Source organism: Pseudolactococcus insecticola (genome assembly GCF_011170065.1).
Lineage (GTDB): Bacteria > Bacillota > Bacilli > Lactobacillales > Streptococcaceae > Pseudolactococcus > Pseudolactococcus insecticola.
Genome location: NZ_BLLH01000010.1, coordinates 22,406 through 37,893, shown reverse-complemented (window position 1 = coordinate 37,893; position 15,488 = coordinate 22,406). Strand labels below are relative to the sequence as shown.

Below are 15,488 nucleotides of genomic sequence, written 5' to 3'. Positions count from 1 at the left end.
ATGACACAAGAAAAAACCGCCTTACTTCAAGACATTCTCCGATCAGCCTACGGCTTTGCTGCGGGCAATGGTTATGATTATGTTGAAACGGAGCATGTCCTTGCAGGCATGCTTAGAAGCAACGATAGTTTTGCGCAAAATATCCTGACGGACCGTGATGTGACGATGGAGATGGTGCTAGACGTCATTGAGCAAAGTAGCCTGCCAGATAAGTTTTCAGATATTGACAGCTTGCAAGCGTCACCAAAAGTTGAGCAGCTTTTAGCCGATGCAGACAGCCTTGCTGCGCTCAATCAGCTAACAGAAACCGGATCAGAACACTTGCTCTATGTCATGCTGACCGATCGTGATAACGTTGCTAAAAAAATTCTTGAGCTCAATAAAATCAAGATCGACGACATTACCAAAGATTTGATCGAGCTTGGCAATATGACGGTCAAAAAGCCTATCAGAAAAGCAGTGACACCGATGGGCAGACGTGATGCTGCAAATGGTGTTTCAGCGACAAGTATCACGCCGACACTTGATTCTGTTGCGCGTGATGTCACGCAGGACGCTAGACAAGGTCGGATTGACCCGATGATTGGTCGGGATAAAGAAGTCGAGCGCGTGATTCACATCCTCAGCCGTCGGACGAAAAACAATCCGGTCCTTGTTGGTGAGCCTGGTGTTGGTAAGTCAGCTATTATCGAAGGCCTTGCACAGCGCATTATTGACGGACAAGTGCCACTTGGCATGGAAGGTGCGCGTCTCATGTCGCTAAATATCGCAAATGTTGTCGCAGGCACGAAATTTCGGGGTGAGTTTGAAGATCGCATGACGGCCATTGTAGACGAAGTCAGCAAGGATCGCCATACTATCGTTTTTGTCGATGAACTGCACACGATTGTTGGTGCTGGTGGCGGGACAGACTCCGTTACAGATGCGTCAAACATCATGAAACCAGCGCTTGCACGGGGAGATTTTCAGCTGATTGGTGCAACGACTTTCAACGAATACCAAAAATACATCGAAAAAGATGCAGCGTTAGAGCGCAGATTTGCAAAAGTCACAGTGGATGAACCCACAGCAGCAGATGCCATAGACATTTTGCAAGGTCTAAAAACCAAGTTTGAAGAGTTTCATCATGTCAGCTTTGATGCTGACGCAATTCGTGCAGCCGTCCAGCTCAGCGTGCGTTATATGCCAAGTCGCAGATTACCTGACAAGGCCATCGACCTGCTTGATGAAGCCGCAGCCGCAATCAAGATTTCAGCTAAAAATAATCTGTCAGAGCAAAGCAATCTAGATAAACAACTCATCGCAGCTGACGAAAATTTAGCAGCAGCCATTGTCAGTCATGATTTCAAAACAGCTAAAAAGCTAAATCAAACACTTGAAAAACTGGAAAACAAACGTGAAAAGATAAGCCTTAAAACCAAGTCAGCCACAGTCAGTGAATCAGACGTCTTTTCAGTCGTGTCAAATCTGACAGGCGTGCCTGTCACACAAATGACCAAAAATGAAATGACACGCCTGATCAATCTTGAAAAAGAATTACACCAGCGTGTTGTCGGTCAAGAAGAAGCAGTAACCGCAGTGTCAAGTGCCATTCGCCGTAGCCGTTCAGGTATTTCTGACGACAAACGTCCGATGGGATCCTTTATGTTTTTAGGACCAACGGGTGTCGGTAAAACTGAGCTCGCAAAAGCACTCGCTGCAACTGTTTTCGGCGATGAAAATAGCCTGATTCGCATTGACATGAGCGAATATATGGAAAAATTCAACACCAGTCGCCTGGTTGGAGCCCCTCCAGGCTATGTAGGCTACGAAGAAGGTGGTCAACTGACAGAGCAAGTGCGCAATAAACCTTATGCGGTCGTGCTTTTGGACGAAGCTGAAAAGGCCCATCCAGATGTCTTCAATCTGCTTTTGCAGATCCTTGATGACGGCTTTATCACAGACGGCAAGGGTCGTAAGGTTGATTTTCGCAATACGATTATCATCATGACATCAAACCTCGGCGCAACGTCATTACGCGATGATAAAACGGTCGGTTTTGGTGCAGCTGATGCGTCGACAGACTACACTGCTATGAAATCACGCATCATGGAAGAACTCAAAAAACGCTATCGCCCTGAGTTTCTCAATCGGATTGACGAGACAATTGTCTTTCATCCGCTGGCTGAAAAAGAGCTTTCTGACATCGTCAAAATCATGGCACAACCTCTAGTTAAACGCTTGTCAGAACGCCATATTGCCCTAAAAATTTCAGCGCCTGCCTATAAACTCATCGCTAAAAATGGCTTTGAGCCAGAATACGGTGCACGCCCGATCAGAAAAGCGATTGAGAAAAAACTGGAAAATGTGCTTTCTGACAAGATATTATCTGGCGAAATTAAAGCAGGCAGTAGTGTTAGTGTGGGTGCTAGTGCAGATGAGTTGACTTTTAAGGTGACAGAAAAATAATCTTTTTTCAGTATTTTAATCAGTTTCACAGAAAATATTTGTTAAAAAAATGGTTTCAAGGTATAATAAGAGTATAAAAGATAAAGAGGTGACTATCATGATTAAATTTAACATTCGCGGTGAGAACATCGAAGTAACAGACAGCATCCGCAGCTACGTTGAAGAAAAAATCAGCAAACTTGAAAAATACTTTACTGAAAATCAAGAGTTGACTGCCCACGTAAATCTCAAAGTTTACGCTGAAAAAACATCCAAAGTGGAAGTCACTATTCCAGCTAAAAACATCACTTTGCGTGCTGAGGATACTTCTCAAGATTTGTATGGGTCAGTAGATTTGGTTCAAGAAAAACTGGAACGTCAAATTCGTAAGTACAAAACAAAAGTTCAGAAAAAACGTGATCATGTTGCCACAGGTAAAGCGTTTGAAACTTTTGTAGAGTTGGCACCAAGTGAAGAACTCGAAGACACAAATATTGAAGTTGTTCGTACCAAAAATGTTGACTTGAAACCAATGGATACAGAAGAAGCCGTGCTTCAAATGGATCTTATCGACCATGATTTTTTCGTCTTTACTGACGCTGAAACAAATGCAACAAGTATTGTGTACCGCCGTGAAGATGGTAATATTGGTCTGATTGAAACAAAATAAGTCCATTTTTGTCCCAAATTTGAAACTTGCGCATGATGTCGCAGGTTTTTTTATATACAAAAATGAAGGCCATGCTAGACTCATAAAATACAGTTTTGCGCAAGGCAAGCAGACAACTCAAAATTTACAAAATTTTTTCAGTAAAAATGCTAATATAAGATGTTTTTTCTTGAAATATTTGTAAGTAAATGGTAATATAAGGTGTAATTAAAAAAATGCCATCAGGTGTTTAAAATTAAAGGAGACAAAAATGTCAATTATTACTGATGTTTACGCTCGCGAAGTCCTTGACTCACGCGGTAACCCAACAATCGAAGTAGAAGTCTACACTGAATCAGGTGCATTCGGTCGTGGCATGGTGCCTTCAGGTGCCTCTACAGGTGAACACGAAGCAGTTGAGCTTCGTGATGGTGACAAATCTCGCTACGGCGGAAAAGGCGTACAAAAAGCAGTTGACAACGTAAACAACGTTATCGCTGAAGCTGTCATTGGTTACGATGTTCGCGACCAACAAGCAATCGACCGCGCTATGATCGCTTTGGACGGAACACCAACTAAAGGCAAACTCGGTGCTAACGCAATCCTTGGTGTGTCTATCGCTGTAGCTCGTGCTGCTGCTGACTTCCTTGAAGTGCCACTTTACCACTACCTTGGCGGATTCAATACAAAAGTATTGCCAACACCTATGATGAACATCATCAATGGCGGTTCACATGCTGACAACTCTATTGACTTCCAAGAATTCATGATCATGCCAATCGGCGCGCCTACTTTCAAAGAAGCGCTTCGTTACGGTGCAGAAGTATTCCACGCTTTGGCTTCAATCCTTAAAGCGAAAGGTTACTCTACTGCCGTAGGTGATGAAGGTGGATTTGCACCTAACCTTAAATCAAACGACGAAGGTTTCGAAGTTATCATCGAAGCTATCGAAAAAGCTGGTTATGTACCAGGTAAAGACATCGCGCTTGCCATGGATGCTGCTTCTTCTGAGTTCTACAACAAAGAAAAAGGCGTTTACGAATTTGGTAAATTGGCTAACAAACCTGAAAACGAATGGGAACTCCGTTCTGAAAAAGACATGATTGCTTACTACGAAGAACTCGTAGCTAAATTCCCAATCATCTCTATCGAAGATGGTCTTGACGAAAATGACTGGGCTGGTACAGTTGAGTTCACTAAAGCACTTGGTAACAAAGTGCAAATCGTTGGTGATGACTTCTTCGTTACAAACACTGACTACCTTAAACGTGGTATCGCTGAAGGCGCTACAAACTCTATCCTGATCAAAGTTAACCAAATCGGTACTTTGACTGAAACTTTTGAAGCTATCGAAATGGCTAAAGAAGCTGGATACACTGCAGTCGTTTCTCACCGTTCAGGTGAAACTGAAGATTCAACTATTGCTGACATCGCTGTTGCGACTAACGCTGGTCAAATCAAAACAGGTTCATTGTCACGTACAGACCGTATTGCTAAATACAACCAATTGCTTCGTATCGAAGACCAACTTGGTGAAGTTGCTGAGTACAAAGGTCTTGGTTCATTCTACAACATCAAAGACAAATCACGTTTCTAAGCTACAAGTTTAGAAATTGACGAAAACACTTACCATCAGGTAGGTGTTTTTTTGATATAATAATAACATGATTAAAAAATATGAGCTGGCAAATAAACAATTAGCAGAATCGAAAGACTATGCGGACTTTACCTATATTATCAACCCAACTAGAACTGAAATCGGGGAGGTTGCGACGCGGTACCAATTTCCTTTTGACTATATCGCAGGCATCCTCGACGATGATGAAAATGCGCGTTTTGAGACTGATGATAATGGCAACATCCTCTTGCTATTGCAGTATCCATTGGCTGAAAATGGGTCGATTGAAGTTTTTCCATTTTCATTGATTGTCAATGCAAAAGAAAATGCGGTTATCCTGTCGCTCAATCATGAGTGCAATCTAGACAATCTTTTTGCCCGCACGTTTGAAACGGCACGCTACCAGCATGAGATTATTTACCAAGTTATGAATGTGATGGCGCGTTCTTTTAACCAATATTTATCGCAATACAAAAAACGTATGCGCTCAATCGAAGAAGACCTCAAATATTCTCAGGAAAATGCGCAAATCATGGAAATCATTCGGTCGCAAAAGAGTTTGATTTATTTTGAGGCGGCGCTTGATGATAACATTGCCGTCTACCAAAAGTTCATGACCTATCTGCGTGATCAGGATGAAAATGGCTTTTCAGATAAGATATTTGACGTCTATATCGAGTCCACACAGGCGCTTACAACAACGGAAATTCAGCTCAAATTGCTGGAAAACTTGAGTGATTTATTCTCAAATATCGTCTCAAATAATCTCAATATCATCATGAAAATCATGACTAGCGCGACCTTTGTCATGACGATTCCAGCTATTATCGCAGGTTTATATGGCATGAATGTCAAGCTGCCTTTTCAAAGCTGGCCACATGCTTTTTGGTTTATATTAGCAATTACTCTCTTGATCTCAACAGTTGTTTTCAGGGTGATGTTGCGAAAACGTATGTTTTAAGTGCTTGAAAATGATACAGTTTTCTATTTTTGAAAAACTGTTACATAAAAGAAAGTGAAAAAATACCAAATTTCAGGTTGTGAAAACGTTTTCTGTATGATAGAATAGGGATGTAAAGTAAAACAGGTGAATCGTTCACCATTTCTATCTAATAGGAGATAAACAACATGAAAACTGAAGTGACTGAAAACATTTTTGAAGAAGCTTGGGCTGGATTTAAGGGTGATTCTTGGAAAAACAAGGCTAGTATTTCTCGTTTTGTGCAAGATAACTACGACCCTTACGACGGCGACGAGTCATTTCTTGCTGGACCAACTGAACGTTCTTTGAAAATCAAAGCAATCATTGAGTCAACAAAAGATCGCTATGAAGCAAGTGCGTTTCCAATGGACAACGACCGTGCGGCATCAATTGCTGACATTCCTGCTGGTTATATCGACCAAGAAAATGAGTTGATTTATGGTCTTCAAAACTCAGAACTTTTCCGTCTGTCGTTTATGCCTAAAGGTGGTGTCCGTATGGCTGAAACTGCGCTTAAAGAGCACGGTTTCACGCCTGACCCTGCTATGCATGAAATCTATACAAAACATGTTACAACAGTAAATGACGGTATTTTCCGTGCCTACACATCAAACATTCGTAAAGCACGCCATGCCCATACGGTAACTGGTCTGCCAGATGCCTATTCACGTGGTCGTATCGTTGGTGTTTACACACGTCTTGCCCTCTATGGTGCTGATTTCTTGATGAAAGAAAAAGCAGCAGACTGGAATAGCATCAAAGAAATTAATGAAGAAACAATTCGTCTTCGCGAAGAAATCAACATGCAATACCAAGCAATTGATGAAGTTGCAAAACTTGGTGATTTGTACGGTTTAGACGTTCGTCGCCCTGCAAATAACGTTAAAGAAGCGATTCAATGGACAAATATTGCATTCATGGCTGTTTGTCGTGTGATCAATGGTGCTGCAACGTCACTTGGTCGTGTGCCAATCGTACTTGATATTTTTGCAGAACGTGACTTAGCGCGTGGCACATTTACAGAGTCAGAAATCCAAGAGTTTGTGGATGACTTTGTATTGAAACTCCGTACAGTTAAGTTTGCACGTACAAAAGAATACGATGCGCTTTATTCTGGTGACCCAACATTTATCACAACGTCTATGGCTGGTATGGGTAACGACGGACGTCACCGTGTGACAAAAATGGATTACCGTTTCTTGAACACGCTTGACAATGTTGGTAATTCACCTGAACCAAACTTGACAGTACTGTGGGCTGAGGAGTTGCCATATGCCTTTAAACGCTATTGCATGAGCATGAGTCACAAACACTCATCTATTCAGTATGAAGGCGTGAAAACAATGGCAAAAGAAGGTTATGGCGAAATGTCATGTATCTCATGCTGCGTGTCACCGCTCGACCCTGAAAATGAAAATGAACGCCATAATATCCAATACTTTGGCGCACGTGTAAATGTACTTAAAGCGCTTTTGACAGGTATCAATGGTGGTTATGATGACGTGCATCGTGATTATAAAGTCTTCAATATCGATCCTATCAAATCTGACGTTTTGGACTTTGATGAAGTCAAAGCAAACTTTGAAAAATCACTCGATTGGTTGACAGATACCTATGTAGATGCATTGAACATCATTCACTACATGACTGATAAGTACAACTATGAAGCTGTTCAAATGGCGTTCTTACCTAGCCGTCAACGCGCTAACATGGGATTTGGTATCTGTGGCTTTGCAAATACGGTTGATACATTGTCAGCAATCAAATACGCAACTGTTAAGCCTATCCGCGATGAAAATGGTTATATCTATGACTATGAAACAATCGGTGATTTCCCACGCTATGGTGAAGATGACGACCGTGCTGACGACATTGCAAAATGGTTGATGGCAGAATACCACAACCGTTTGTCTAGCCACCGTCTTTACAAAGACGCTGAAGCAACTGTGTCACTTTTGACGATCACGTCAAACGTTGCTTACTCTAAACAAACAGGTAATTCACCGGTCCACCGTGGCGTCTTCTTGAACGAAGATGGCACAGTAAATACAAGTGAAGTTGAATTCTTCTCACCTGGTGCTAACCCATCTAACAAAGCGCGTGGTGGCTGGTTGCAAAATCTGAACACCCTCAAAAAACTCGACTTTAGCCATGCAAATGATGGCATTTCATTGACAACACAAGTGTCACCTCGTGCGCTTGGTAAAACACGTGACGAACAGGTGGACAACTTAGTTGATGTGCTCGATGGTTACTTTGAAAATGGCGGCCAACATGTCAATTTGAATGTCATGGACTTGGCAGATGTTAAGGACAAAATTCTTAACGGTGAAGACGTCATCGTGCGTATCTCAGGCTATTGCGTCAATACAAAATACCTGACAAAAGAACAAAAGCATGAATTGACACACCGTGTCTTCCACGAAGTATTATCAATGGAAGTTTAAGCTGTTATAAGATAATAAAAAAGCTAGTACCAGTCTTCGGATCTGGGCTAGCTTTTTTTGACAGCTAAAATAAAAAAACTTACCTAGGCAAGTTTTAGTCAATAATCGGGATTGAAATCTCGATCAATTTTGGTTCTTCAATGGTTGAGATATTATTTTTATCAATTTTCTTTTGGTCAATACGTTTTTTGATGAAAAATTGTTTAATCTCTTCACGTTCTTCAGGTCTGATGGCGCGATGTTTATTGGTCACGATGATCTCATGGTGAGTGGATGCGCGTGTGTAGACAACGTCGGTGTTGCCAGCAGAGTAGACCTCAACCGTCAAAGCGTCGGTGTTTCTGAGTTGCTCGTGGACGAGCTCGGGATAGTTACTAGTGACATTGATGATTTTCATGGGTTTCCTCCGTAATTTGTTCTTTAATACTATTATAGCACTATTCACTACAAAATTAAAAAAATTTAGGTTATAATGGAGATATGAAAACAGTAATCGGGATAACAGGCGGGATTGCCTCAGGAAAGTCTGCGGTGACGGCCTTTTTAGTAAAAAATGGCTATGAAGTGATTGATGCGGACGCTGTTGTCAGAGAGATGCAGCAGATTGGTGGCGCACTTTATGAGTTGATTTTTGAGACTTTTGGTGCAGATTTTTTCTTAGAAAATGGCGAGCTTGATCGGGCTAAACTTGGTAAGCTCATCTTTTCTGACGAAGTAGCACGTCAAAAGCTCAGTCAAAAACAAGACAAACTCATCAGAAGTGAATTGTTAAAACGGCGTGACGAGAGTAAGCAATCAATCGTTTTTATGGATATTCCCTTGCTGTTTGAGCGTAAATACACGGGGTTTTATGAGACCTGGCTGATCTATGCGCCAAGAAATCTCCAAATCTCTCGTCTGATGAAACGCAACGATTTAAGTGAGTCTGACGCCATTCTACGGATTGACAGCCAGATGCCGATAGATGATAAACGCGCACTTGCGACACGGATCATCGAGAATTGTGATACAATAGAAATATTAGAAACTAAGTTGATGAAATTATTAAGTGAGCTGAGAAAAGCGGGTGCTATTGACTGATAGCGTTCGTTTTTTAGAGCTTAGGAAGTGCGTGTTATGTCAGTAAATTGGAAGCGAAATCTATTTGTTGCCTGGTTTGGTAGCTTTTTCACATCGGCGAGTTTTTCACTAGTCATGCCATTTATGGCGCTATATGTCGAAAAACTAGGTGTGCGTGGTGCGTCTGTCGAGTTGTTTGCAGGACTTGCAGTGGCCATCAGCGCACTTGCGAGTGGCCTTGTTGCACCGATTTGGGGACGGCTTGCTGACCAACATGGTAGGCGTGTCATGATGATCAGAGCATCGGTCGTCATGACTTTTACAATGAGTGCACTTGCCTTTGTGCCAAATGTTTGGTGGCTGTTGCTCATGCGATTGTTAAATGGCCTGTTTTCAGGTTATATTCCTAATTCGACGGCCTTGATTGCAAGTCAAGTACCAAAAGAAAAAAGTGGCTATGCGCTTGGTACGCTATCGACTGGTATGGTGGCAGGAGGTCTGATTGGTCCGTCGCTTGGTGGCTTTACGGCGCAGGTGGTTGGTATGGAAAACGTCTTTTTGATCACTGGCGGGATTTTACTACTTGTCACGCTTCTGACGATTTTTATGGTCAAGGAAGATTTTACACCTGTTGAAAAAGCAGATATGCTGACAACGCGTGAGATTCTTGCACGTGTGAAAAATCGTCAGATTTTATTTGGGTTGTTCATCACGAGTTTTATCTTACAAATGACAGTGCAGTCGATTGCGCCTATTCTGACGCTTTATATTCGCGAGCTCAATGGTCATTCGGGTAATCTGATGACTATTTCAGGCTTCATCGTGTCTGCCGTTGGATTGTCTGCTATGATGTCCTCGGGCACACTTGGCAAGATTGGGGATAAGATTGGTAGCCATCGCTTAATTTTGATTGGCCTATCTTACAGTTTCTTGATTTATTTGCCCATGGCATTTGTCAAAACACCGCTACAACTCGGCATTTTGCGATTTATGTTGGGATTTGGGTCGGGGGCTCTCATGCCGTCTGTTAATTCCTTGCTCTCAAAAATCACACCGCCAGAAGGCATCTCACGTGTGTTTAGCTTTAATCAGATGTTCAATAACTTCGGACAAGTTGCAGGTCCCCTTTTAGGGAGTGCTATTGCAGGCTATATCAGCTATCGAGCTGTTTTTATCACGACGAGTTTGTTTGTCTTGTTCAACCTATTCTGGTCACTATTTAACTTTAGAAAATTTTTAGGAGTACGAAATATTGCGAATTAAAATCAGTCTAAAATGCACGTCGTGTGGTAGGCAAAATTATATTTCATCCAAAAATAAAACTAGTCACCCAGAAAAAGTACAGGTGCTCAAATATTGTCCAAAAGAGCGGCAAGTCTTGATGCATATCGAAGTTTAATCAGAATATATAATAGCAATAAACCGAACATTTACAGAAAGTTTTTAGAAAATTTCAACTACTTTCTTTTTTTTTAGGCGAAAAAATGGTAAAATGTATTTTAATAGCTGAAACTAGAGTTAGGAAAAAATTGTGCGTGTGCACATCAAAAAAACAAACTATGAAAGAACTTAAAAAAAGTCACTTTATCAACTATACGATACTACTCCCTTATCTGATACTTGCCGTTTTGGGGTTGATCGTCGTTTTCTCAACGACAGTACCACACCAAATCGAAAATGGACAACCACCTTATGTTTTATTTCGAAACCAGACCATTTTCTTTGTTTTTTCGCTGATCATGATCTTCATCTTGTTTAGGATGAACCTTGACAGACTTAGGAGCCGTGGCTGGTTTGGTGTGCTGATTCCGATTATGATGGCGTTACTGTTTATTGCACGTTTTATGGCGCCAACGGTCAATGGCGCACACGGTTGGATTTCTATTCCAGGGATTGGTACCATACAGCCTGCTGAATATCTGAAACTTGTCGCCATCTGGTTTTTATCAGTCACATTTGCCGCACCGACCAAGCAAGAACGCATCCAGGCCTATGATCTCAATGCCCTGTTTGACCGTAATCAGTTTTTGGTCAACTTTATAAGCGGTTGGCGGCTGCCAATTTTTATCATGATCGGCGCAGTTGCGATCATGCCCGACATGGGAAATGCCATTTTGATCATCTTGAGCTCAGCTGCTGTTCTTGCAGCGAGCGGTGTATCTTACCGTTGGGGGACGGGCTTTACCAAGATATTTGGTGGATTTGTTTTGGTCATCCTTGCTTTGTTAAAAATCACAGGTGGCAATATCATTCCAGCCGTTGGACCTTTGAAAAATATTGCCTACGTCAACAAACGCTTTATCGCCTTTGCTAATCCCTTTCAGGATACAGGGGACTCAGGTCACCAGCTGATCAATGGCTATTATGCCGTGTCAAATGGCGGCTGGTTTGGCCGTGGACTGGGCAATTCAATCGAGAAAAAAGGCTATCTGCCAGAAGCACATACCGATTTCGTCTTTGCCATTGTCATTGAGGAGCTCGGGCTGATTGGCGGGATTATCATTCTTGGTATCTTATTTTTCCTGATTACACGTATTTTCATGGTTGGGATTCGCGCTGTTGATCCGTTTAACAGCATGATGGCAATCGGTGTGGGTACCATGTTCTTTGCTCAGGTTTTGGTCAATATCGGTGGGATTTCAGGTTTGATTCCCTCGACCGGTGTTACCTTCCCGTTTTTAAGTCAGGGCGGAAATTCACTTTTGACTTTGTCTGTTGGGATTGGCTTTGTGCTAAATATCTCAGCTGATGAAAAACGGCGAGAGCTAGCTGAAATGTCGGCTAGATATAGCGTCAAAGACACTGACTATCAACAAATTTAGACTGATAGCTAAACAAAATCAGATATTTATCTAATGATCGTAAAAAATTGAAAGGCTTTATATAATGAAAAAACTTCTAGTTGCTAACCGTGGCGAGATCGCCATCCGCGTTTTCCGTGCCTGTAACGAGCTTGGTATCTCAACTGTGGCGATTTATGCCAAAGAAGATGAGTATTCTGTTCACCGTTTCAAAGCTGATGAGGCTTATATGGTCGGCGAAGGTAAGAAACCGATTGATGCCTACTTGGACATTGATGATATTGTGCGTATTGCCTTAGAATCTGGTGCAGAAGCCATTCACCCAGGTTATGGCCTTTTGTCAGAAAATATCGACTTCGCGCGTAAAGTTGAGGCGGCTGGTCTGATTTTTGTCGGTCCAACTTTGCATCATTTGGATATTTTTGGTGATAAAATCAAGGCAAAAGAAGCTTCAGTAGCAGCAGGTGTGGGCTCTATTCCAGGGACTGAAGGCCCTGTTGACCTTGAAGGCGCACTTGAATTTGGTCGTGAGTTTGGCTATCCAGTCATGATCAAAGCTGCACTTGGCGGTGGCGGTCGTGGTATGCGTGTTGCACACAACGAAGCTGAAGCGCGTGACGGCTATGTTCGTGCCGCGTCAGAAGCCAAATCAGCCTTTGGTTCTGACGAGATTTATGTTGAAAAATATATCACAAATCCAAAACATATCGAGGTGCAGATTTTAGGCGATACACATGGCAATGTGGTACATTTGTATGAGCGTGACTGTTCTGTTCAACGCCGTAACCAAAAAGTGATTGAAGTGGCACCAAGTGTTGGCATGCCAGACGAATTACGTCAACGCATCTGTGATGCTGCTGTAAAACTTTGTAAACATGTTGGTTATGTCAATGCAGGGACAGTTGAGTTTCTTGTCAAAGACAACGAATTTTACTTTATCGAAGTTAATCCGCGTGTCCAAGTTGAGCATACCATTACAGAAGCCGTGACAGGCATTGATATCGTGCAGGCGCAAATCCTCATCGCTGAAGGTGCTGATTTGCATCAAGATATCAAGATTCCGGCACAAGCTGAGATACCCTTGCTAGGTTCTGCCATCCAATGTCGGATTACGACAGAAGATCCTGAGAATAATTTCCTGCCTGATACAGGAAAAATCGATACATACCGTTCACCAGGCGGTTTTGGCGTGCGTTTGGACGTGGGGAATGCCTACTCAGGTTATGAAGTGACACCATATTTTGATAGTTTGCTAGTCAAAGTCATCACGCATGCTATGGACTTTAGTGATGCCATTCTTAAAATGGATCGTTGTCTGCGTGAGTTCCGGATTCGTGGTGTTAAGACTAACATGCCTTTCCTGAAAAATGTGCTCAACCACCCAGAATTTGTGTCAGGTGAAGCAAAAACAACCTTTATCGACAGCACGCCTGAACTTTTCAACTTCCCGCGTTTGCGTGACCGTGGGAATAAAACGATGAAATACATCGCAAATATCACTGTCAATGGCTTTCCTGGTATTACAAAAACAGAAAAACCTTACTTTGATCAAACACGTCTGCCTAAGATTGAGACAGCAGATGTTCTGACGACTAAAAACATCCTTGACCGTGATGGTGCGGATGCTGTGGTTGATTTCGTCAAATCACGTAAAGAAGTGCTGTTAACAGATACAACTTTCCGTGATGCGCATCAGAGCCTGCTTGCCACACGTGTGCGCCTGCAAGACATGAGAAATGTTGCAACAGCAGTGGATCAGGGCTTGCAAAATCTCTTTTCTGCTGAGATGTGGGGCGGTGCAACATTTGACGTGGCCTACCGTTTTCTAAATGAAAGCCCGTGGTACCGTTTGCGTGAGCTGCGTAAACTCATGCCAAATACCATGTTCCAAATGCTTTTTCGTGGGTCAAACGCTGTTGGTTATCAAAACTATCCTGATAATGTCATCGAAGAATTTATCAAGGTAGCTGCAAGAGAAGGCATGGACGTCTTCCGTGTCTTTGACTCGCTCAACTGGTTGCCACAGATGGAAAAATCAATCCAAGCTGTCCGTGACACAGGGAAAATTGTTGAAGCAACCATGTGTTATACTGGCGATATTTTAGATAATGACCGCCAAAAATATAGCATCAAATACTATAAAGACCTCGCAAAAGAACTTGAAGCGACGGGTGCGCATATCCTTGCAATCAAGGACATGGCGGGTATCTTGAAACCTCAGGCGGCTTATCGCTTGATTTCTGAACTCAAAGAAACAGTAGATATTCCTTTGCATTTGCACACGCATGACACAGCAGGAAACGGCGTCATGATTTCATCAGCCGCAGTTGCGGCTGGCGTTGACATTGTCGATGTGGCAACGGCTGCCATGTCATCTGGTACAAGCCAACCAAGTTTATCGTCTGTCTATTACGCCCTTAAAAATGGGGAAAGAACACCAGAGTTGAATGTTGAAAATGCCAATCAGATCAACCATTACTGGGAAGACGTTCGCAAGTTCTATGCCCCATTTGAAAAAGGTCTGACAAGCCCACAAACTGAAGTTTATGAGCACGAAATGCCTGGCGGTCAATACACTAACTTGCAAGCACAAGCAACAGCAGTAGGTCTTGGACAACGTTTTGACGAAGTGAAGAGCATGTATCATACGGTCAACATGATGTTTGGAGACATTATCAAAGTGACACCAAGTTCAAAAGTTGTTGGAGATATGGCACTCTTTATGGTGCAAAATGACTTGTCAGAAGAAGACATCTATGAAAAAGGGGATACACTTAGCTTCCCAGAGTCTGTCATCAGCTTCTTTGCTGGAGATTTAGGCCAACCTGTTGGCGGATTCCCTGAAAAACTGCAAAAAATCATTCTCAAAGATAAACCATTTATCACGGATCGTCCGGGTGCACATGCTGCACCAGTTGATTTTGCTAAGGTATCAGCTGAACTAGAAGAGAAAATCGGCTATGCACCAGGTGATCACGAAGTTTTGAGCTACATTCTTTATCCGCAAGTCTTTCTTGATTATCAAAAAATGCAAAATGAATTTGGTAGTGTGACTTTGCTTGACACGCCAACTTTCTTTGGTGGTATGCGCGTTGGCGAAAAAATCACAGTGGAAATCGAAAAAGGTAAGACTTTGTTGATTCGTCTGGATAGCATCTCTGAGCCTGACAATGAAGGCAATCGGACCTTGTTTTTCAATCTTAATGGTCAACGTCGTGAGATTGTGCTCAAAGATACGTCAATCAAATCAAGCGTGACGGCTAAAGAAAAAGCTGAGCCAAGCAATCAACATCATATTGGTGCGACCATGCCTGGTTCAGTCGTGGCTGTACTTGTTGAGACCGGAGAGCAGGTCGTTAAAGGTCAACCGCTCATGGTGACTGAAGCCATGAAGATGGAAACAACGATTGAAGCGCCATTTGACGGGGAAATCAAAAAAATTCTTGTCAAAGCAACAGACGCCATTGCAACACAAGATTTGCTTATTGAATTAAAATAAGTTAGA

At 42.4% G+C, this 15,488-nt stretch carries 11 protein-coding genes; 10 read left to right on the top strand and 1 reads right to left on the bottom strand.

Translation table 11 applies throughout. The features are described 5' to 3' along the window. The 5 genes from Hs20B_RS08260 to pflB all read left to right on the top strand — a co-directional run bounded on the left by Hs20B_RS08260 (position 1) and on the right by pflB (position 8,123). Positions 1–2,448: an ATP-dependent Clp protease ATP-binding subunit gene (locus Hs20B_RS08260; protein ID WP_172357429.1), complete on the top strand. Its 2,448-nt coding sequence runs from the start codon at positions 1–3 to the stop codon at positions 2,446–2,448. A gap of 97 nt (positions 2,449–2,545) precedes the next feature. Further along, complete coding sequence (gene hpf / locus Hs20B_RS08255; protein ID WP_172357427.1) at positions 2,546–3,097, top strand: ribosome hibernation-promoting factor, HPF/YfiA family; 552 nt, start codon at positions 2,546–2,548, stop codon at positions 3,095–3,097. Between the two features lie 250 nt (positions 3,098–3,347). Next, positions 3,348–4,673, top strand: coding sequence for a phosphopyruvate hydratase (gene eno, locus Hs20B_RS08250; protein WP_172357425.1), 1,326 nt, complete (start codon positions 3,348–3,350; stop codon positions 4,671–4,673). A gap of 67 nt (positions 4,674–4,740) precedes the next feature. Continuing rightward, complete coding sequence (locus Hs20B_RS08245; RefSeq protein WP_172357423.1) at positions 4,741–5,655, top strand: magnesium transporter CorA family protein; 915 nt, start codon at positions 4,741–4,743, stop codon at positions 5,653–5,655. A gap of 167 nt (positions 5,656–5,822) precedes the next feature. Then, positions 5,823–8,123 (top strand): formate C-acetyltransferase, encoded by a 2,301-nt coding sequence (gene pflB, locus Hs20B_RS08240; protein ID WP_172357421.1) that lies wholly within the window; start codon positions 5,823–5,825, stop codon positions 8,121–8,123. A gap of 94 nt (positions 8,124–8,217) precedes the next feature. On the opposite strand, the gene Hs20B_RS08235 is transcribed toward pflB, so the two are convergent. Continuing rightward, complete coding sequence (locus Hs20B_RS08235; protein WP_172357419.1) at positions 8,218–8,520, bottom strand: DUF1827 family protein; 303 nt, start codon at positions 8,518–8,520, stop codon at positions 8,218–8,220. 83 nt (positions 8,521–8,603) lie between these two features. Between Hs20B_RS08235 and coaE the strand changes: the two genes are divergently transcribed. The 5 genes from coaE to Hs20B_RS08210 all read left to right on the top strand — a co-directional run bounded on the left by coaE (position 8,604) and on the right by Hs20B_RS08210 (position 15,482). Further along, positions 8,604–9,203, top strand: a complete 600-nt coding sequence (gene coaE, locus Hs20B_RS08230) for a dephospho-CoA kinase (protein WP_172357417.1) — start codon at positions 8,604–8,606, stop codon at positions 9,201–9,203. A 36-nt stretch (positions 9,204–9,239) separates the two neighbouring features. Then, a complete protein-coding gene (locus tag Hs20B_RS08225; protein WP_172357415.1) occupies positions 9,240–10,445 on the top strand; it encodes a multidrug efflux MFS transporter in 1,206 nt (401 codons plus the stop codon). After that, positions 10,435–10,581 carry a 50S ribosomal protein L33 gene (rpmG, locus tag Hs20B_RS08220; protein WP_172357413.1) on the top strand — a complete coding sequence of 49 codons (147 nt, stop codon included), beginning with the start codon at positions 10,435–10,437 and terminating at the stop codon, positions 10,579–10,581. The genes Hs20B_RS08225 and rpmG overlap by 11 nt, the downstream gene beginning before the upstream one ends. A gap of 160 nt (positions 10,582–10,741) precedes the next feature. Then, positions 10,742–12,004, top strand: coding sequence for an FtsW/RodA/SpoVE family cell cycle protein (locus Hs20B_RS08215; protein WP_172357411.1), 1,263 nt, complete (start codon positions 10,742–10,744; stop codon positions 12,002–12,004). A 64-nt stretch (positions 12,005–12,068) separates the two neighbouring features. Then, on the top strand, positions 12,069–15,482 hold the full coding sequence (locus Hs20B_RS08210; RefSeq protein ID WP_172357409.1) for a pyruvate carboxylase: 3,414 nt from the start codon (positions 12,069–12,071) through the stop codon (positions 15,480–15,482). Positions 15,483–15,488 lie beyond the last annotated feature (6 nt).